This is a genomic window from Thermus igniterrae ATCC 700962, assembly GCF_000376265.1.
Lineage (GTDB): Bacteria > Deinococcota > Deinococci > Deinococcales > Thermaceae > Thermus > Thermus igniterrae.
The window spans coordinates 1-16,597 of record NZ_AQWU01000033.1 but is presented as its reverse complement, the minus strand read 5'-3'; the positions used below and the strand labels follow the sequence as shown (position 1 = coordinate 16,597).

At 68.0% G+C, this 16,597-nt stretch carries 17 protein-coding genes and 1 rRNA gene; 5 read left to right on the top strand and 13 right to left on the bottom strand.

Annotated elements, in window-relative coordinates; translation table 11 throughout:
• A 16S ribosomal RNA gene (locus tag B128_RS0101320) occupies positions 1-297 on the bottom strand; the annotation flags it as partial.
• A 128-nt stretch (positions 298-425) separates the two neighbouring features.
• Here B128_RS0101320 and B128_RS0101315 point away from each other — a divergent pair.
• Positions 426-1,103, top strand: a complete 678-nt coding sequence (locus tag B128_RS0101315) for a PIG-L deacetylase family protein (RefSeq protein ID WP_026174930.1) — start codon at positions 426-428, stop codon at positions 1,101-1,103.
• Positions 1,094-1,513, top strand: coding sequence for an archease (locus tag B128_RS0101310; RefSeq protein WP_018110496.1), 420 nt, complete (start codon positions 1,094-1,096; stop codon positions 1,511-1,513). Before B128_RS0101315 ends, B128_RS0101310 begins: the two co-directional genes overlap by 10 nt.
• Here B128_RS0101310 and plsX read toward each other — a convergent pair.
• Genes plsX through folK form a run of 4 tightly spaced genes read right to left on the bottom strand, consistent with a single transcriptional unit; the run spans position 1,502 to position 3,767 of the window.
• Positions 1,502-2,482, bottom strand: coding sequence for a phosphate acyltransferase PlsX (gene plsX / locus B128_RS0101305; RefSeq protein WP_018110495.1), 981 nt, complete (start codon positions 2,480-2,482; stop codon positions 1,502-1,504). The genes B128_RS0101310 and plsX overlap by 12 nt on opposite strands.
• Positions 2,479-2,811 (bottom strand): thioredoxin, encoded by a 333-nt coding sequence (gene trxA, locus B128_RS0101300; protein ID WP_018110494.1) that lies wholly within the window; start codon positions 2,809-2,811, stop codon positions 2,479-2,481. Before trxA ends, plsX begins: the two co-directional genes overlap by 4 nt.
• A 59-nt stretch (positions 2,812-2,870) precedes the next feature.
• Positions 2,871-3,251, bottom strand: coding sequence for a S1 RNA-binding domain-containing protein (locus tag B128_RS0101295; protein WP_018110493.1), 381 nt, complete (start codon positions 3,249-3,251; stop codon positions 2,871-2,873).
• 39 nt (positions 3,252-3,290) lie between these two features.
• Positions 3,291-3,767, bottom strand: a complete 477-nt coding sequence (gene folK / locus B128_RS0101290; RefSeq protein WP_018110492.1) for a 2-amino-4-hydroxy-6-hydroxymethyldihydropteridine diphosphokinase — start codon at positions 3,765-3,767, stop codon at positions 3,291-3,293.
• 138 nt (positions 3,768-3,905) lie between these two features.
• Between folK and lysJ the strand changes: the two genes are divergently transcribed.
• From lysJ to B128_RS0101275, 3 genes are read left to right on the top strand one after another with little or no spacing between them, the layout of a single operon-like run.
• Positions 3,906-5,087, top strand: a complete 1,182-nt coding sequence (gene lysJ, locus B128_RS0101285; protein ID WP_018110491.1) for a [LysW]-aminoadipate semialdehyde transaminase LysJ — start codon at positions 3,906-3,908, stop codon at positions 5,085-5,087.
• Complete coding sequence (locus B128_RS0101280) at positions 5,087-6,148, top strand: [LysW]-lysine hydrolase (protein ID WP_018110490.1); 1,062 nt, start codon at positions 5,087-5,089, stop codon at positions 6,146-6,148. Before lysJ ends, B128_RS0101280 begins: the two co-directional genes overlap by 1 nt.
• A 23-nt stretch (positions 6,149-6,171) precedes the next feature.
• Positions 6,172-7,779: a GGDEF domain-containing protein gene (locus tag B128_RS0101275; RefSeq protein ID WP_026174929.1), complete on the top strand. Its 1,608-nt coding sequence runs from the start codon at positions 6,172-6,174 to the stop codon at positions 7,777-7,779.
• 26 nt (positions 7,780-7,805) lie between these two features.
• Here the strand turns inward: B128_RS0101275 and B128_RS0101270 are convergent, their stop codons facing one another.
• From B128_RS0101270 to B128_RS0101235, 8 genes are all read right to left on the bottom strand, one after another.
• Positions 7,806-8,405 (bottom strand): DUF1641 domain-containing protein, encoded by a 600-nt coding sequence (locus B128_RS0101270; protein WP_018110488.1) that lies wholly within the window; start codon positions 8,403-8,405, stop codon positions 7,806-7,808.
• Between the two features lie 9 nt (positions 8,406-8,414).
• Positions 8,415-9,551: an NAD(P)/FAD-dependent oxidoreductase gene (locus B128_RS0101265; RefSeq protein WP_018110487.1), complete on the bottom strand. Its 1,137-nt coding sequence runs from the start codon at positions 9,549-9,551 to the stop codon at positions 8,415-8,417.
• Between the two features lie 95 nt (positions 9,552-9,646).
• Positions 9,647-10,648 carry a hypothetical protein gene (locus tag B128_RS0101260; RefSeq protein WP_018110486.1) on the bottom strand — a complete coding sequence of 334 codons (1,002 nt, stop codon included), beginning with the start codon at positions 10,646-10,648 and terminating at the stop codon, positions 9,647-9,649.
• Positions 10,632-11,144 carry a c-type cytochrome gene (locus tag B128_RS0101255; RefSeq protein WP_018110485.1) on the bottom strand — a complete coding sequence of 171 codons (513 nt, stop codon included), beginning with the start codon at positions 11,142-11,144 and terminating at the stop codon, positions 10,632-10,634. The genes B128_RS0101260 and B128_RS0101255 overlap by 17 nt, the downstream gene beginning before the upstream one ends.
• Complete coding sequence (locus tag B128_RS0101250) at positions 11,137-11,655, bottom strand: DUF3341 domain-containing protein (protein ID WP_018110484.1); 519 nt, start codon at positions 11,653-11,655, stop codon at positions 11,137-11,139. The genes B128_RS0101255 and B128_RS0101250 overlap by 8 nt, the downstream gene beginning before the upstream one ends.
• Positions 11,656-11,664: 9 nt before the next feature.
• Positions 11,665-13,014 (bottom strand): NrfD/PsrC family molybdoenzyme membrane anchor subunit, encoded by a 1,350-nt coding sequence (gene nrfD, locus B128_RS0101245; protein ID WP_018110483.1) that lies wholly within the window; start codon positions 13,012-13,014, stop codon positions 11,665-11,667.
• Positions 13,007-15,640 carry a 4Fe-4S dicluster domain-containing protein gene (locus tag B128_RS13300; RefSeq protein WP_018110482.1) on the bottom strand — a complete coding sequence of 878 codons (2,634 nt, stop codon included), beginning with the start codon at positions 15,638-15,640 and terminating at the stop codon, positions 13,007-13,009. The genes nrfD and B128_RS13300 overlap by 8 nt, the downstream gene beginning before the upstream one ends.
• Positions 15,641-15,648: 8 nt before the next feature.
• Positions 15,649-16,284: a cytochrome c3 family protein gene (locus tag B128_RS0101235; RefSeq protein ID WP_018110481.1), complete on the bottom strand. Its 636-nt coding sequence runs from the start codon at positions 16,282-16,284 to the stop codon at positions 15,649-15,651.
• Between the last annotated feature and the right edge of the window lie 313 nt (positions 16,285-16,597).

The window sequence follows — 16,597 nt, the reverse complement described above, 5'->3', positions numbered from 1 at the left end:
TCCTCTCAGACCGGCTACCCGTCGTCGCCTTGGTGGGCTCTTACCCCACCAACTAGCTGATGGGACGCGGGCCCATCCGGAAGCGGGCTCGTCACCCTTTAAACACGCCCCACAGGACGTGTCCACATGGGGGATTAGCCTAGGTTTCCCCAGGTTGTCCCCCTCTTCCGGGTAGGTCACCCACGCGTTACTCACCCGTCCGCCGCTGACCGTGAGAAACCCCACGGCCCGCNCGACTTGCATGTCTTAGGCACGCCGCCAGCGTTCACCCTGAGCCAGGATCAAACTCTCCAAATAAAAAACGCCCGAAGGCGTTTGGGTTCGTGCTTGTGCCCTATTCCCGCGCTTTCAAGATCCCCCGCCGGTCCAACCGGCGCAACATTGAATGTACCAGGGACTCTCCCTTCTGTCAAGATGGGGGCATGGTGGACCTCCTGGTGGTGGTACCCCACCCGGATGACGAGAGCTTTGGAAGCGGGGGCGCCCTCCTTCTGGCCAAGCGGGCGGGCCTCAGGACGGGGGTCCTCACCCTGACCCGGGGGGAAGCGGGAAGGACGCTAGGCCTTTGCCCAAGGGAGGCCCTGGGCCAGGTGCGCACCGAGGAGCTACGCAAGGCGGCGGCGATCCTGGAGGTGGACCACCTGGAGGTGCTGGACTTCCCCAACGGCCTGCCCCAGGGAGCGGAGGGGGAAGGGCGGGGCCAGGCCAGGGGGCCAGGCCTCCTGGAGCATCCTGAGGCAGAGGCGGCCATCCGGGAGCGCCTCCTTGGCCTCCGCCCCCGGTTCGTCCTCACCTTTCCCCCAGACGGCCTCAACGGCCACCCCGACCACGTGGCGGCCAGCCGCTACGCCACCCGGGCGGCGGAGGGCCTGGCCCAGGTGGTCTACTTCGTGCGCCCTGAGGGGCCATGGCCCGTGACCCACCGCCTGCGGCTTCCCGAGTGGGCCCTGGTGCGTAAGCTCCAGGCCCTGGCCCAGCACAGGACCCAGGCCCTCTCTGTCCTGGGCTTTATGGAGAGGTATCCCGAGCGGCTATGGGTGGAATCCTTTTATGTGGTAGGTAGAAGCCCCGCGGAAGAGGTGCGGGAGGAACCATGGTGGTAACCCCTCTGGACCACACCGCCGATGTGGGCTTCCGCATGGAGGCGGAAAGCCTCGAGGCCCTCTTCCAGGCCGCCCTCAAGGGGCTTTTGCAGGTGATGTTCCTCAACCCGCCCCAGGGGGGGAGGCGGCGGAAGCGGGTGGTCCTGGAGGCCGAGGACCTGGAGACCCTCCTGGTGCGTTACCTGAATGAACTCATCTACCTGATCCAGACCCAGGGCTTCGTGCCCGGTCGGGCCAGGGTGAGGGTGGAACCCCAGGAGGGGGGCTACCGCCTTCAGGCCACCCTCTTCGGCGAGCCCTGGCAGGAGGAATTTGGCTTCCAGGGAGAGGTGAAAAGCGCCACCTTCCACGGCCTTTCCGTGAGTCAGGAAAAGGGCCGGTGGCAGGCCCAGGTGATCCTAGACGTGTAGGGCGGTCAGGGCCTGCCGCACCCTTTGCAAAAGCCCCGCCTCCACCAGGCCCTTGGCCCGCAGGAGGGCGTTTTTCACCGCCAGGGCGTCCGCGGAGCCGTGGCCGATAAAGACCGCCCCCTCCACCCCCAGGAGGGGCATGGCCCCGTACTGGCTGGGGTCCAGCCGGTCCTTCACCCGGCGCAGGGCCCCCTTGGCCAGCAAGGCCCCCAGCCGGGCCAGGGGGCTTGCGGTGAGGGCCTCCTTGATCCAACCCAGGAGGACCTTGGCCTCCCCCTCCGCCAGCTTCAGAACTACGTTTCCGGTGAAGCCATCGGTGACCACCACCTCCGTGGTGCCCAAAAAAACGTCCCGGCCCTCCACGTTGCCGAAAAAGCGCTCCCCCAGGGCCTGCTTCAAGAGGGGGTAGGTCTCCAGCACCAGGGCGTTCCCCTTCCCCTCCTCCTCCCCGATGGAAAGGAGGCCCACCTTGGGGTCAGGAACGCCGCTGGCCTGGGCATAGGCCAGGCCCATGGCGGCAAACTGCACCAAAAAACTCGGGCGGCAGTCGGCGTTGGCCCCTCCGTCCAGGAGGAAGGTGCGCCCCCTTTGGCTGGGAAACTCCACCAGGAGGGCGGGCCGCTCCACCCCCTTTACCCGGCCCAGGGTGAAGAGGGCGGCGGCCATGGTGGCCCCGGTGTGGCCCATGGAGACCACCGCCCCCACCTCGCCCCTTTTGAGGAGGTCCATGGCCACCATGATGGAGCTTTCCCGGCGCTTGCGCACCTCGGTGGCGTGCTCCTCCATGGGGATGTAGTCGGGGGCGTGGTGAATGGGCAAAGAGGCCCCCTGGCGCTTGAGGAGTTCCCCAAGCCTGACCTCATCCCCCACCAGGAGGACCTCCACCCCCTCCCGGGCCGCCAGGAGGGCCCCCTGGACCGTGACCTCGGGGGCCCGGTCCCCCCCCATGGCGTCCAGGGCAATCCTCATGCGCTGGCGGGGAGGTGCTTCTGGATCTTGGCCTCAAAGTTGCGCTTGGGCTGGGCCCCCACCAGGACCTCCACCGGCTGGCCGTTTTTGAAGAGGATCACCGTGGGGATGCTCATGACCCTGAAGCGCATGGCCGTCTTGGGGTTCTCGTCCACGTCCAGCTTGGCCACCACCAGCTTCCCCTCGTACTCCCGGGCCAGTTCGTCCAGGATGGGGGCAATCATGCGGCAAGGAGCGCACCACTCCGCCCAGAAGTCCACCAGGACCAGGGGGTGGCCACCCAGGGTGTCGTCAAAGTTGGCGTCGGTAACCTCTATGGGCTTCGCCATACCCCCTCACTCTAAAGCAAGACCCCCGGGGGGACCAACCCCCGGGGATCCAGGAGGGGCTAGCGTTTCTTCCGCCCCCCGCCCTTCTTGCCCTTGCCCCCGCCAAAGCCCCCCGTGCCCCGGAGGAAGCTCTTGAGCTTGTTCTCAAACTCGGGGGACTGTTTGGGGAGGCGCCGGGGCCTGGGGGGAGGCGCCCCCTCGGGGGCTGGGGTCAGGTCCTTGATGGACAGGTCCAGCCGGCCCTTGGCGTCCCGGCCCTTCACCATCACCTGGACGATGTCCCCCTCGTTGAGGAAGTCCCGGACGTTCTTCACGAACTCGTGGGCGATCTGGGAGATGTGCACCAGACCCTGCTCGCCGCCCGGAAGCTCCACAAAGGCCCCAAAATCCGTCACCCGCACCACGCGGCCCTCTACGATGCTTCCCGCTTCTATCTCCACTTTCCTTCTCCTCGCGCGGTGTTGCCCGCGATGCCCCCACTATAGCACAGGCCGGACCCCGCCCTGGTCCAGGGCGGCAAGGAGCTCGGCGAAGGTCCGGCCCAGCCTTGGATGGCGTCCCTGGGGCACCAGGTCGCACAGGGGCACCAGGACGAAGGCCCGCTGGTGGAGGCGGGGGTGGGGCACCTCGAGGCCCTCCTCCTCCAGGACCAGCTCCCCGTAGAGGAGGAGGTCCAGGTCTATGGTCCTGGGCCCCCAGCGCTCCCGCCTCTCCCGGCCCAGAGCCTTTTCAATGGCCAAAAGCCCCTGCAAAAGCTCCCTGGGGGGAAGCTGGGTCTCCACCTCGGCCACCAGGTTCAGGTACCGGGGCTGGGGAGGGCCCACCGGGTCGGTCTCGTAAAGGGGGGAGACCCGCCTTAACCGGGTCTCTGGCAGACGGGAAAGGCGGGACAGGGCCTCCAGCAGGTAGAGGGCCCGGTCCCCCAGATTGCTACCCAAGCCCACGTAGGCCAGCACCCCCTGAGTCTAGCGGGTTGACACCCAGGGCCCACCCCCCTACCCTGAAGGGGAGATGGCCGCCTGGGGCAAAACCTGAGGGGCCTGGGAAGCCTGGCTTCCCGGGCCCGCCCGGGGGCTTTTCTTTTGGGAGGGAGCATGGTCAAGGAGGACTGGCGGACGCTCTTGGAGGCGGAAAAGACCCTGGACAGCGGCGTCTACACCAAGCACGACCTCCTCCTGGTGCGGGGACAGGGGGCCAAGGTCTGGGACGCCGAGGGCCGGGAGTACATAGACTGCGTGGGGGGCTACGGGGTGGCCAACCTGGGCCACAGCAACCCCGAGGTGGTGGAGGCCATCAAGCGGCAGGCGGAAACCCTCCTCTCCATGCCCCAGACCCTGCCCACCCCCATGCGGGGGGAGTTCTACCGCACCCTGGTCTCCCTGCTTCCCCCGGAGCTCAACCGGGTCTTCCCCACCAACTCCGGCACGGAGGCCAACGAGGCCGCCATCAAGTTCGCCTGGGCCCACACGGGCCGGCGGAAGCTGGTGGCAGCCATGCGGGGGTTTTCCGGGCGCACCCTGGGGAGCCTTTCCGTCACCTGGGAGCCCAAGTACCGCGAGCCCTTCCTGCCCCTCCTGGGGCCCGTGGCCTTCATCCCCTACAACGACGTGGAGGCCCTCAGAAAGGCGGTGGACGAGGAAACGGCCGCGGTTATCCTGGAACCGGTACAGGGGGAAGGGGGGGTGCGCCCGGCCACCCCGGAGTTCCTCCAGGCGGCGCGGGAGGTAACCCGGGAGAAGGGGGCCCTCCTCATCCTGGACGAAATCCAGACCGGCATGGGACGCACGGGGCGGCGCTTCGCCTTTGAGCACTACGGGGTGGTGCCCGACATCCTCACCCTGGCCAAGGCCCTGGGGGGTGGGGTGCCCATCGGGGCGGCGGTGATGCGGGAGGAAGTGGCCCGGAGCATGCCCAAGGGGGGCCACGGCACCACCTTTGGCGGCAACCCCCTGGCCATGGCCGCGGGGGTGGCGGCCCTGCGCTACCTGGAGCGCACCCGGCTTTGGGAGCGGGCGGCGGAGCTGGGCCCATGGTTCATGGAGGAACTTCGGAAAATCCCTTCCCCCCGGATCCGCGAGGTGCGGGGGCTGGGCCTCATGGTGGGGCTGGAGCTCAAGGAAAAGGCCGCGCCTTACATTGAGCGGCTGGAGAAGGAGCACCGGGTGCTCACCCTGCAGGCGGGGCCTACGGTGATCCGCTTCCTGCCTCCCCTGGTCATTGAGAAGGCGGATCTGGAACGGGTGGTGGAGGCCATCAGGGCAGTGCTTACCTCGTGATGGACCCCGTAGCCTTCCTGAAAGGCGCCCTGGAGATCCCCTCCCCCTCCGGGGAGGAGCGCCTGGTGGCGGAGTACCTGGCGGAGGGGATGGAGGGGCTTGGGCTGAAGGGCTTCGTGGACGAGGCGGACAACGCCCGGGGCCGGGTGGGGCAGGGGCCCACACAGGTGGTCCTCCTGGGCCATATAGACACCGTGCCCGGGGTGGTACCCGTGCGGCTGGAGGGGGGCAGGCTCTTCGGGCGGGGAGCGGTGGACGCCAAGGGACCCTTCGTGGCCATGATCTTTGCAGCGGCCGGGCTTTCGGAGGCGGCCCGGGAGAGGCTCACCGTGCACCTGGTGGGAGCTACGGAGGAGGAGGCCCCCAGCTCCAAGGGGGCCCGCTTCGTGGCCCCCCGCCTGAGCCCCCACTACGTGGTCATTGGGGAGCCCTCGGGTTGGGAGGGGATCACCCTGGGGTACAAGGGGAGGCTTCTGGTGAAGGCCCGGCGGGAGAAGGACAACTTCCACTCCGCCCACCACGAGCCCAACGCCGCCGAGGAGCTCATCAGCTACTTCGTGGCCATCAAGGCCTGGGCCGAGGCCATGAACGTGGGGCAGCGGCCCTTTGACCAGGTGCAGTACACCCTGCGGGACTTCAGGGTCTATCCCGCGGAGCTCAAGCAGGTGGCGGAGATGTTCTTTGACCTGAGGCTTCCCCCCAGGCTACCCCCCGAGGAGGCCATCCGCCACCTCACCGCCTACGCCCCCCCCACCATCCTCCTGGAGTTCTTCGGGCGGGAGGTGCCCTACCTGGGCCCCAAGGACACCCCCCTTACCCGGGCTCTGCGCCAGGGGATCCGCAAGGCGGGGGGCAAGCCCGTCTTCAAGCTCAAGACCGGCACCAGCGACATGAACGTCCTGGCCCCCCACTGGAGGGTGCCCATGGTGGCCTACGGTCCCGGGGACTCCACCCTGGACCACACCCCCTACGAGCACATTGAGGTGGCAGAGTTCTTGAAGGGCATTGAGGCCTTGCGGGAGGCCCTCGAGGCCCTGGCCCAAATGCACCCCAGCCCCTAGGGCCCCTGGGCTAGACTGGGGACGTGGTCCCGTATTGGCTCGCTTTTCTCGCCCTATTGGTATTCCTGGCCCTATTCCCCCCCACGGCCCCCTGGAGCGACCGCTTCCTCACCCCCCTGGTGGCCCTGGGGGGCGGGGTGTACCTCTTGTGGCGGCGGCAGGGCCCCTGGGGCCTGGGCCTCCTCGGCCTGGGCCTGGGGGACCTGGGCTGGAGCCTGGCGGAGCTCTCCCCCCTCCCCCGGGGGCTTTACCTGGAGTTTCCCTACCTCCTGGGCTATGCCGCCTTGGCCTGGGGACTCCTGCGGGTCCGGGGAAAGCCCCCCAGGCTCTCCCTGGGCCTTCTGCCCCTGGGCCTCCTTGGGGTTCTCACCCTCCTGGAGCCGGAACTGGGCCTGGACCGGCTCTACACCACCCTGGATGCCCTCCTGCTCCTCCTTCTCCTGCCCCGGCTAGAACCCCTTTTCACAGAGCGCTTCCTCCCAGGCCGGGCCCTTTGGGGGGTGGGTTTCCTCCTCTTCCTGGTGGCGGACATGGCCTACGCCCACCTGGAGATCCAGGGGGGCTACCCCACGGGCCACCCTGTCCACCTCCTCTGGACCCTGGGCTACCTCCTCCTGGCCCTGGGGGTGGGGGAGGACCAGCAGGACCCGCGGTTTCTGGGGGAAGGCCTGGCCCTGGGGAGCCTCTTCCTCATGCCCGCCCTCCTGCTGCAGGACCCCACCCCCCAGGAGGTGCGCCTCCTGGCCTTGTATGGGGGTCTGGCCGGGGCCTTGGGCCTCCTCTATGCCCTCCACCTGGAATGGCAGCGCACGGCGGGAAAGGGGCGCCGCTGGAGCCAGTTCCTCGAGGCCCTTGCCCGCCTCTCCCCCAGCGTGACCCAGACCCTAAGCCCGGAAGCGGTCCTCCTGGGGGCCCTGGAGGCTTCCCGCCACCTCCTGCCCCAGGTGGTGGGCCTGGAGGTGCGGGGCCGAAGGGGCCTGGTGGGGGAACGCACCGCCCATGCCCTTCCCATCCCCCTCAACGGGGACAGCGCCTACCTCTACCTGAAAGCCCCCCCGCAGGAGGAAATCCCCTCCGGCTTCCTCTTCCTTCTGGGCGAACGCATCAAACAGGTTCTGAAACAGGTGGAATGGGGCACCCTGGCCCTCACCGACCCCCTTACCGGCCTCCTGAACCGGCGGGGGCTTGAGACGCAGTTGCCCAAGCTCCTGGCCCTTTCCCAGCGCTACCAGGCCCCGGTGAGCGTGGTCATGCTGGACATAGACCGCTTCAAGCGGGTGAACGACACCTACGGCCACCCCGTGGGGGACGAGGTGCTGAAGCTTCTGGGCCGCATCCTCCAGGCCAGCGTGCGCCGGGAGGACCTGGCGGTGCGCTATGGGGGGGAGGAGTTCCTGCTCCTCCTCTACGGGGCCGACCGCCAGGCGGCCAAGGAGGTGGTGGAGCGGGTCCGCTACCGCTTCCGCAGCCAGCGCATAGACCCCATCCCCTACCCCCTCACCCTCTCCGCGGGCATCGCCGGGGGGGAGGTGCCCACGGGGGAAGCCCAGGTGGAGGATTGGATCCTCCGGGCGGACTACGCCCTTCTCCGGGCCAAGGAGGCCGGGCGGGACCGGGTGACCCTGGCCTGACCCGGTCCCGCTCGGATCACCACGGACTACTTCTTGGGCATCATCTTGGCCATGAGGGCCTCTATGGCCTTCATGTCCTGGTTCAGGTGGCCGAAGGCCTTGCCCAGGGCCTTGAGGAGAAGGAAGAGCACCCCTATGGCCTTCTGCACCTCGGGGTCGGAAAGCTGCTTGAGGATGCCCGCAAGCCCCACCCTGGGGGGGTCCCGCATCACCTCGGGGGTGAAGGTCTCGGAAAGGCCCCGCTGTAGGGCGCCGGCCATCATGCCGATGGCCGCGGGCTCAATGCGGGAGAGAATGTCCAGGACGTTGGCTCCGTGGGAGATGAGCCTGAGGAGCTGGGGTTCCATGAGCATCCCCAGCCCCTCCCCGAAGTTCTCGGAAAGGTGGCCCAGGAAGGCCAGGGCCCCGGACTTGTCCAGCTTTTCCAGGGTTTCCGCCAGCTTCTCCAGGGCCTCCGCCTGCTCCAGGAAGCGGGCCAGGAGGGAGAGGAGCTGCAGGTTCTTGGGGTCCATGAGGAGGCCCAGGTTCTCCGCCAGGGTCTCCCCCGCCCCCATCTGGGCAAGGAGGCCCAGACCGCTTTTTTCCAGGACCTCTTCAATGTGGCTGAGGCGTTCCTCCACGGTCATGGTCCCCTCCTACTCAATCAGGGTGGCGAACCAGAAGCCCTCAAAGAGCATCTTGGTCACCCGCACCCACTTGCCCACGGCCATGACCCCACAGGAGGGCATGCCGGTACCCGCCAAAAGCCTTTCAAAGGAGCACTGGGGCAGGAGGGCGTTGTCGCCAAAGTCCATGATGCACATGGCCACGGGGTTGAAGGGCTCGCCGATGTAGGCCCCCTTGAGGTCGGAAGCGATCACCCCGGCCACGTACTCCCCCTGGAAGTGGGCCACCACCCCGGCAGGGGGCAGCATCAGGGAGGGGTTCACCGTGTCGCCGATGACGAAGACGTTGGGGAACTTGGGGGAGCGGAAGGTGCCCTTGTGCACCTCGGGGAAACCTTGGGGACCCGCCAGGGGGGATTCCCGCACCACCCGGTTGGGGGCGAAGGGCGGGGTGAGGATGAGGAGGTCGTAGGGGAGCTCCCGCCCGTCCTTGGCCTTCACCTTGCCCCCCTCAAAGGCCACCGGCTCAAACTCCCCGTGGAAGGCGATCCCCTTGGAACGCAGGATCTCCATGACCTTGCCGGAGATGACCGGGCCCATGCCGGCGAGAGGCAGGGGGTTCAGGTGGAAGACGTCCACCGTGCTCTTCTCCCGCACCCCCTTCACCTTCAGGGCGAACTCCACCTGGCCCGCCACCTCGTAGGGGGCGGGGGGGCAGGGGTAGTAGGGCCCCGAAACCCCCACCACCACGCGCCCGCCCTTGAAGTTCTTGAGGGCCTCACGGAGCCTTAGGGCCCCTTCCAGGCTCCAGGGGGCGTAACTGTCCTTGGCGGGCACCGGTAGGGCCTCGGCCCCTAAGGAGACGACCAGGTAGTCGTAGGAAAGCTCCCCGGCGCTGGTCTTCACCTTGTTGTTGGCCGGGTCTAGGGCCTCCACCGTGGCCTGCAGGTACTCAATGCCCCGCTTGGCCAGGTTGCCCAGGGGCCTGCGCACCTGTTCCGGCTCCCGCATGCCGAAGGCCACCCAGGGGTAGGCGGGCATGAACTCGTGGTAGGCGTTCTTGTCCACCAGGGTGACCTCCACCTCACGGCCCAAGAGCTTCTTCACCTTGTTGGCCGCCACCAGGCCACCCGAGCCGCCTCCCAGGACCAAAACCTTCGTCGCCATCGCTGACCTCCTTGGGTACCCTTACCTCGTACCCCTAAAGCCAGTCTGCACCTACCCTCCTTGTGAAGGTAGGTGCAAATGCCCCACCCGGACCCCTAGCCCTGGCGCAGGCGGTGGAGGAAGAGGAGGCCCAGGCCCAAAAAGCCCAAGGCCTCCCCCACCCCCACCCCCCGGCCCAGGGCGGGGAGGAGGTACCAGGCCAGGTGGAGGAGACGGAAGAAGGGGATCCAGAGGGCCACGGGGAGGAGATAGCGGGCTTCCCGCTTGGGGAGGTTGGTGAGGAGGTAGAGGAAGGGCAGGAAAAACCCTCCCACCACCCAGAGGGCGGCCACCTCGTCCCAGGGCCCCTGGAGGCGCTTCAGGTAGAACTCCACCTCGTGGGGCAGGTCCCCGCCCCAGATGATGATGAGGGTGGTGGCCTCCACGTAGATCCAGATGATGGAGAGGGCCAGGAGGAGGTTGGTGTGGTTCTGGGCCTGGCCCATGAGGGCCGGGGTGCCCTTGCGGGCCGCCAGGGCCACGGCCACGGCCAGGGCCAGCACCGCAGCGGAAAGCAGGAGGAGGGGGCCGAAGGAGGCGGAGTAGAAGTGGGCCTCGAGGCTCTTGAAGAGGTCAAAGGCCAAAAAGGTCCCGGCGGCGAAGACCAAAGGAAGCCCCCAGGCCCCCACCTCGGCCCGGTGCTCCCCGGGCCTGAGCTTGAGGAGGACCCAGGCGAAGAGGGCGAAGAAGAGGGCGTAGCGCAGGAGCATGAAAGGAGCATTGAGGTAGGCGGAGCGGTGGCGCAAGACGGGGTCCAAGGCCGCCTCGGGCCGGGCCCAGGGGAAGAGCTCGGGCAGGAAGAGGAAGAAGGGTAGGCCCAAAAGCCCCATGAGGGGAAGGGTGCGGGCCAGGGGGTAGAGGTAGGGCTCCAGGGGAAGCCCCCAGCGGCTCCTCAGGGCGTTGTGCAGGAGGAGGAGCAAGAGGGCCCCCAAGGCCAGGAGGAGGAAAAAGGCGAAGGGGAAGTAGGCGGCAGGGGCCCCGAAGAGGAAGGCCAGGCCGTAAAGCCCCACCCCCCCAAAAAAGGCCCAGGAGCGGCTTGCCTCAATAGACCTCTGCATTGGTCACCTCCACGGGACAGGCCTCCTCCAGGAGGCACTTCCTGATGTAGTGGGCGATGAGCCAGCGCTCCCTCTCCGGGATGCGGCTCCTGTAGGAGAGCATGCGGCCAAAACCGTTGGTGGCCGCGAAGTAGAAGTAGCCTTCCGGCATGGCCTTCACCGCGGGGTCGTGGAAGGAGCGGGGCTTGGGCACGCCCAAGGGGATGACCCGGCCGTCCCCCTCCCCGTTCAGGCCGTGGCAGATGGCGCAGAAGGAGCGGTAAAGGGCCTTGCCCCGCAAGAGCTCCTCTTGGGAGAAGGCGAAGGGGTTCTCGGCAAACCCCCCCTCGGGCTTCAGGCCCAGGCGCACCTCGGGGTTCAGGTTCTCCCCGAAGCGCACCCGCTCGGGGGCCACCTCCACCCGCAGGGGAGCCTCGCGGAAGGGCTTCACCTTGGGCTGGTCCCACATCCAGCCGCACCCGGCCAGGAGGGGCAGAAGCCAAAGCCACCTAGTCACGCCGCACCTCCTCCACCTCCGCCCCCAGGTCCTTTAGGAGGGCCCGGGTGGCCTCGAGGTCAAACCGGGGGTCGGTGGCGTAGACGAAGACCCCGTACTCGTCCAAGAGCACCCGCACGTACTCCCGGGCCTCCACCGCCGGATGCCGGGAGAGGGGAAGGCCGTTTATGTAGAGGAGGTAGAGGAAGATGCCCACGGTGATGGTGAGGATGGTGAGCTCAAAGGTCACGGGGATGAAGGCGGGCCAGCCCAGAAGGGGCTTTCCCCCGGCGTTGTGGGGGTAGTCCAGGGTGGTGTAGACCTGGAGGAAAAGCCCCAGGCCCGCCCCCAGAACCCCCAGGAGGAAGGCCACCCAGGGGATGCGCCCATCCCCGCCCAGCACCTCCTCTACCCCCTCCACGGGATTGGGGGTGAGGGCCTCCAGCTGGCGGTAGCCCTGCGCCTTGAGGGCCCTCAAGGCCTGCAAAAGCCTTTCCGGCGTGTCAAAGTAGGCCATGAGTCCGTAGAGCATGGGCCCCTCCTAGTGCCTCCTTAGCTTGTGGAAGAGGTGGACCATCTCCGCCACGGCGATGGGGGGGAAGAGGCGGATGAAGAGGGCTAGGCCGAAGAGGAAAAAGCCCAGGGTCCCCAGGAACAGCGTCCAGTCCACCCAGGTGGGGGCATAAAGCTGGAAGTTCCCCGGCAGGAAGTCGTGGGAAAGGCTGATGACCACGATCACAAAGCGCTCCAGCCACATGCCCACGTTGGCCAGGATGGAGAAGAGGAAAAGCCAGGTGAGGTTCTTGCGGAAGCGGGGGAACCAGAGGGTCTGGAGGAGGACCACGTTGATGAGCATCATGGCCCAGTAGTAGGGGGCATAGGGCCCGGTCATGCGCCAGAGTTGCTGGGCCCACTCCGCGGGCTCCCCCGCATACCAGGCGATGAAGATCTCCAGGAGGTAGATGTAGGCCACCCCCAGGCCGCTGGCCAGGGTCACCTTGGCCATCCAGTCCAGGTGCCGCTCGGTGATGACCCCCTCCAGCCGGTACCACCGGCGCAGGGGGATGATGAGGGTGAGGGCCATGGCAAACCCCGAATAGATGGCCCCCGCGGCGAAGAAGGGGGGGAAGACCGTGAGGTGCCAGCCGGGCACCAGGCCGTAGGCGAAGTCCATGCTCACCACGGAGTGCACGGAGATCACCACCGGGGTGGCTAGGCCCGCCAGGAGCACGTACACCGCCCGGTAGCGCTGCCAGTGGACCGCGTTTCCCGTCCAGCCCAGGGAAAGCCAACCGTAAAGCCGCCTGCGCCAGCCCTGGCTCCTTTCCCGCAAAAGGGCCAGGTCGGGGATGAGGCCGATGTAGAGGAAGAGGGTGGAGATGGTGAGGTAGGTCATGATGGCCAGCACATCCCAGGAAAGGGGGCTTTTGTACTGGGGCCAGAGGGCCATGTGGGTGGGGTAGGGCATGACCCAGTAGAAGAGCTGGGGCCGGCCCATGTGGATGAGGGGGTAGGTGGCGGCGGCCAGGACGGCAAAGAGGGTCATGGCCTCGGTGACCCGGTTCAGGGAGTCCCGCCAGTTCTGGCGCATGAGGACCAGGATGGCGCTGATCAGGGTGCCGGCATGGCCGATGCCGATCCACCAGACGAAGTGGACGATGTCCAACCCCCAGGCCACGGGCTGGTTGATGCCCCAGGTGCCCAGGCCCTTCACGAAGGTGACGAAGATGGCGTAAAGCCAGGCCAGGGTGAGGGCCGCCCCCACGGCCACCACCACCCGCCAGGGCCTGGGCGGGGGCTTTTCCACCGGCTCCAGGAGCTTCTCCACCAGGCTCCTTTCCGTCCACTCCCCCTGGATGAGGTCCCGGTCGGGGTGGGGTTCCTTAGCCATGGCGTTCCTCCTTCAGCTTGGGGTTGGGGTTTTTCAGGTGGGCTAGGTAGGTGGTGCGGGGCCAGGTGTTGGCCTCCGCCAAGAGGGTGTAGTGCCGCCCCTCCTTGCGGTGGGCCTGGATGGGGTCCTCCGGGTCCAGGAGGTCGCCGAAGTGGATGGCCTTTCCCGGGCAGACCTCCTGGCAGGCGGTGCGTACCTCCCCGGTGCGGATCTTCCGCCCCTCCTGGACGGCTTGGGCCCGGGTGAGCTCAATGCGTTGCACGCAGTAGGTGCACTTCTCCATCACCCCGCGGCTTCGCACCGTCACCTCGGGGTTCATGAGGAGGGCCAGGGGGCTTTCCTTGGCCTTCCTGGGGTCCCCCTTGCCCACGAAGGCCTCCCCGTAGGGGAAGAAGTTGAAGCGCCGGGCCTTGTAGGGGCAGTTGGCGGAGCAGTACTTGGTGCCCACGCAACGGTTGTAGACCATGAGGTTCAGGCCCTCATCGGAGTGCTCCGTGGCCGCCACGGGGCAGACCGCCTCGCAAGGAGCCTTCTCGCAGTGCTGGCACATCACGGGCTGGTGCAGGACGCCCTCCTGGGCGAAGTAGCGGTCTATGCGGATCCAGTGCATCTCCCGCCCCTTGGCCACCTCCTCCTTGCCCACCACGGGGATGTTGTTCTCCACCTGGCAGGCCAGGGTGCAGAGGCCGCACCCCAGGCAACGGCTCAGGTCCACGGTCATGGCCCAGGCGTGCTCCCCCTGGGGCCAGAGGGGGTAGAGGGAAAGGCGCTTTTCCTTTTCCGGCTCCGCTTCCAGGGCCTCCTCCTCCCTCATCACCCGCACCGCCTCCACCTCCCCCAGGTAGCCGTGGTACTGGGTGGAGACCAGGGGGTAGTCCCGGCCGGTGGCGGAGGCCTCGGCGGCCAGGGCCACCCCCTGGGGGTGGAAGAAGTGGGAGAGGGGGGCCACCAGGCTTCCCTCGGGCATCCCCGGAAGGGGCCAGAGGGGAAGCAGGGCCTCCTTTCCCCCGGCCCGGAGGCGAAGGAGGGGCCTTCTGGGGTCGGCCCGGCGCTCCCGGGCCCGCACTTCCTCCAGAAGCCCCCAGGCCGCCGCCTGGGCCTCCCCCGCCAGGAGGGCCCCGTCCCAGACCAGGCGGGTCATGGGCCTGGGGAGCTCCTGCAGGTAGGGGTTTTCCCGGTAGCGGCCATCGTAGAGGCTAGCCTCGGGGCGCAGGGTGAGCTCCAGGGGGGCCGCCTCCCGCAAGGGGGGAAGGCGCTGGGGAAGGCCCGGGAGGGGGGTGAGGTCCAAGAAGCCAGCCTCCTCCAGGGGCCGCCCCTCCGCCAGGGCCCGCTTCTCCTCGGGGGATAGGGCCGGCACCTCTTCCCCCAGAAGGCCCGCCAGCACCTCCTCCAGGCTCTTCCCCCCGTAGAGGGGCTGGACCAGGGCCTGGGCCTGCCACAAGCGGCCTAAGGCGTCCCGGTGCTGGCCGGAGGCCTCGAGGGGATGGGCCAGGGGAAGGCTATAGGGCGCCTCCTTGGGATAAAGGGAAAGCACCGCGGCGAAGCGCTTCCCCTGGAGGCTCGGCAGAGGCCCCTCCGCCGCCCAGACCAGGCGTTGAGCCCCTTCCGCCTCCAGAAAGGCCCTGGGGGTGGCCACCTCCCTTTCGGGGGGAAGGGTGTAGGCCACTGGGGCCCCCAGCCGAGCGTTCAGGGCCATGGCCAGGGCCTGGGCCCCCGGGGAGAGGTGGGGGCCAGGGAGAAGCACCCCACCCCGCCTCAGGTCCTCCGCCAGCACGGGGAGGAAGCCCCCATAGTCCGCCGCCGGGGTCCCGGGAAGCACCCCCAGGGCCCGGGCCAGGTCCAGGAGGAAGGCCTCCACCCCGCTGGGCTTGAGGGCCAGGCGGTGGTCGGCCATGCTTCCCAGGAGGGTGGGGAGGCTTTCCACCGCGTAAAGGCGGTTCATGGGGGGAACCCGCCGCCGGCTCAGGGCCGCCCACCAGGCGTAGCCCGCGGGGTGCTCGTGCAGGTCCACGTCCAGGAGGAGGACCACCTCGGCCCTATCCGGCTGGTACACCGGCCAGGCCCGCCTGCCGAAGGCCAGCTCCGCCCCCAGGTAGACGTTTTCCAGGCTCCAGGCCTCAAACCGGGCCACCCGCAGGTTGGGAAAGCGGGCCTGGGCCCTTTGCAGCAGGGCCTCGAGGCGGGGGGAAGCGGTGCGGGGAAGGACCAAAAGGGTCTCCCCCTCCGCCAGGGCCTGGCGCCAGGCCCGGTAAAACCCCGGCCAGTCTGGGGCCTTGCCCTTGCGGGCCGGGTCGTAGAGGGCGTAAAGCCCGGCCAGGGGATAGGGGCTCATGGCCTCCTCCAGGGGGGCCAGGAAGAGGGGGCGCTCCTGGTAGTTGCGCACCCGCACGGGCTCGGCAAAGCCCGCATGGGGAAGGGCGGTGATGAACTCCGCCCTCCCCCCCTCCACCACCCACTCCGGCTGGCGCACGTAGGGCACCCCCTTGCGCCGCACCACCGGGGTGCAGGCGGCCAGGGCCAGAAGGCCCATGGCCAGCACCCCTCGCCGGCTTACCGGGCCGAAGGGAAACTCCTCCCGGAAAAGCTCCTTTTCCAGGGCCTCCTCAAAACCGCGTCGCGTCTTCATGGCTCCCCCTAGCGGTGGCAGGTGTTGCAACTGGTCAGGGCCTCGGCCGAACGCACCTGGTAAAGAGCCTTGAGCTTCTGGCCCAGCTCCGGATCAGGGGCATAGGCCAGGTTGAGCACCTGTTCCCGGGGCCTGAGGCGGGCCTCGGGGTTGCGGTGGCAGTCCAGGCAGAACTTCATGGTGAAGGCCTGGGGCTGGTAGACCACGGCCATCTGGTCCACCCGCCCGTGGCACTCCGCGCACCCCACCCCCTTGGCCACGTGGGCCCCGTGGTGGAAGTAGACGAAGTCGGGCAGGTTGATGACCCGGTTCCAGCGGATGGGCTCCCCCGTCTCCCAGCTTTTGCGCACCAGGGCCAGGTTGGGGCTGTCGGGCTTCACGAAGGTGTGGCAGGTCATGCAGGTCTCCGTGGGGGGAAGCCCCGCGTAGGCGGCGTGCTCCACCGCGGAGTGGCAGTAGCGGCAGGAAAGCCCAAGCCCCCCGGCGTGGAAAGCATGGCTGAAGGGAATGGGCTGGTCCACGGGGAGGATGCGTTGCTCAAAGGCCCCCACCGCCACCCCGGAGAAGACCACCCCCAAAAGGGCGAACACCCCCAGGACCGCACCCCAAAAGAGCCTTCTCACCCAACGGTTGCGCCTGCGCATGCCACCTCCGGTCTTAGGGGCCAAGGCTACGGGCGCCAACCCTAGGGTTCAATCAAGGCCCTGGCATGCTTCCATAAGAAGAGGCCCCACCGCCCGCACCTACCCCTTAGCAAGGAGCTTTCAAGGGTACATTAGCGGAGAGGGCTAGGGACAAATGTCCCAAACCCCCCAACCTGGGCTTGCCTTGCAAAGGTCAGGAGGACGGGTGTATATCTCTCTCCTGATGGGCAAGCGAGGCTTCCTTCGCAGGGAGGCAAGCCCCAAGGAGGTCTTGGAACACTGCCTGCGCCTGGCCCGGGAGGTGGCCCCTCCC

Coding starts and splice junctions, on each gene's coding strand:
- B128_RS0101310 (WP_018110496.1), top strand. CDS start 1,094: ATGGTGGTAACCCCTCTGGACCACACCGCCGATGTGGGCTTCCGCATG.
- plsX (WP_018110495.1), bottom strand. CDS start 2,482: ATGAGGATTGCCCTGGACGCCATGGGGGGGGACCGGGCCCCCGAGGTC.
- trxA (WP_018110494.1), bottom strand. CDS start 2,811: ATGGCGAAGCCCATAGAGGTTACCGACGCCAACTTTGACGACACCCTG.
- lysJ (WP_018110491.1), top strand. CDS start 3,906: ATGGTCAAGGAGGACTGGCGGACGCTCTTGGAGGCGGAAAAGACCCTG.
- B128_RS0101280 (WP_018110490.1), top strand. CDS start 5,087: ATGGACCCCGTAGCCTTCCTGAAAGGCGCCCTGGAGATCCCCTCCCCC.
- B128_RS0101270 (WP_018110488.1), bottom strand. CDS start 8,405: ATGACCGTGGAGGAACGCCTCAGCCACATTGAAGAGGTCCTGGAAAAA.
- B128_RS0101265 (WP_018110487.1), bottom strand. CDS start 9,551: ATGGCGACGAAGGTTTTGGTCCTGGGAGGCGGCTCGGGTGGCCTGGTG.
- B128_RS0101260 (WP_018110486.1), bottom strand. CDS start 10,648: ATGCAGAGGTCTATTGAGGCAAGCCGCTCCTGGGCCTTTTTTGGGGGG.
- B128_RS0101250 (WP_018110484.1), bottom strand. CDS start 11,655: ATGCTCTACGGACTCATGGCCTACTTTGACACGCCGGAAAGGCTTTTG.
- nrfD (WP_018110483.1), bottom strand. CDS start 13,014: ATGGCTAAGGAACCCCACCCCGACCGGGACCTCATCCAGGGGGAGTGG.
- B128_RS13300 (WP_018110482.1), bottom strand. CDS start 15,640: ATGAAGACGCGACGCGGTTTTGAGGAGGCCCTGGAAAAGGAGCTTTTC.
- B128_RS0101235 (WP_018110481.1), bottom strand. CDS start 16,284: ATGCGCAGGCGCAACCGTTGGGTGAGAAGGCTCTTTTGGGGTGCGGTC.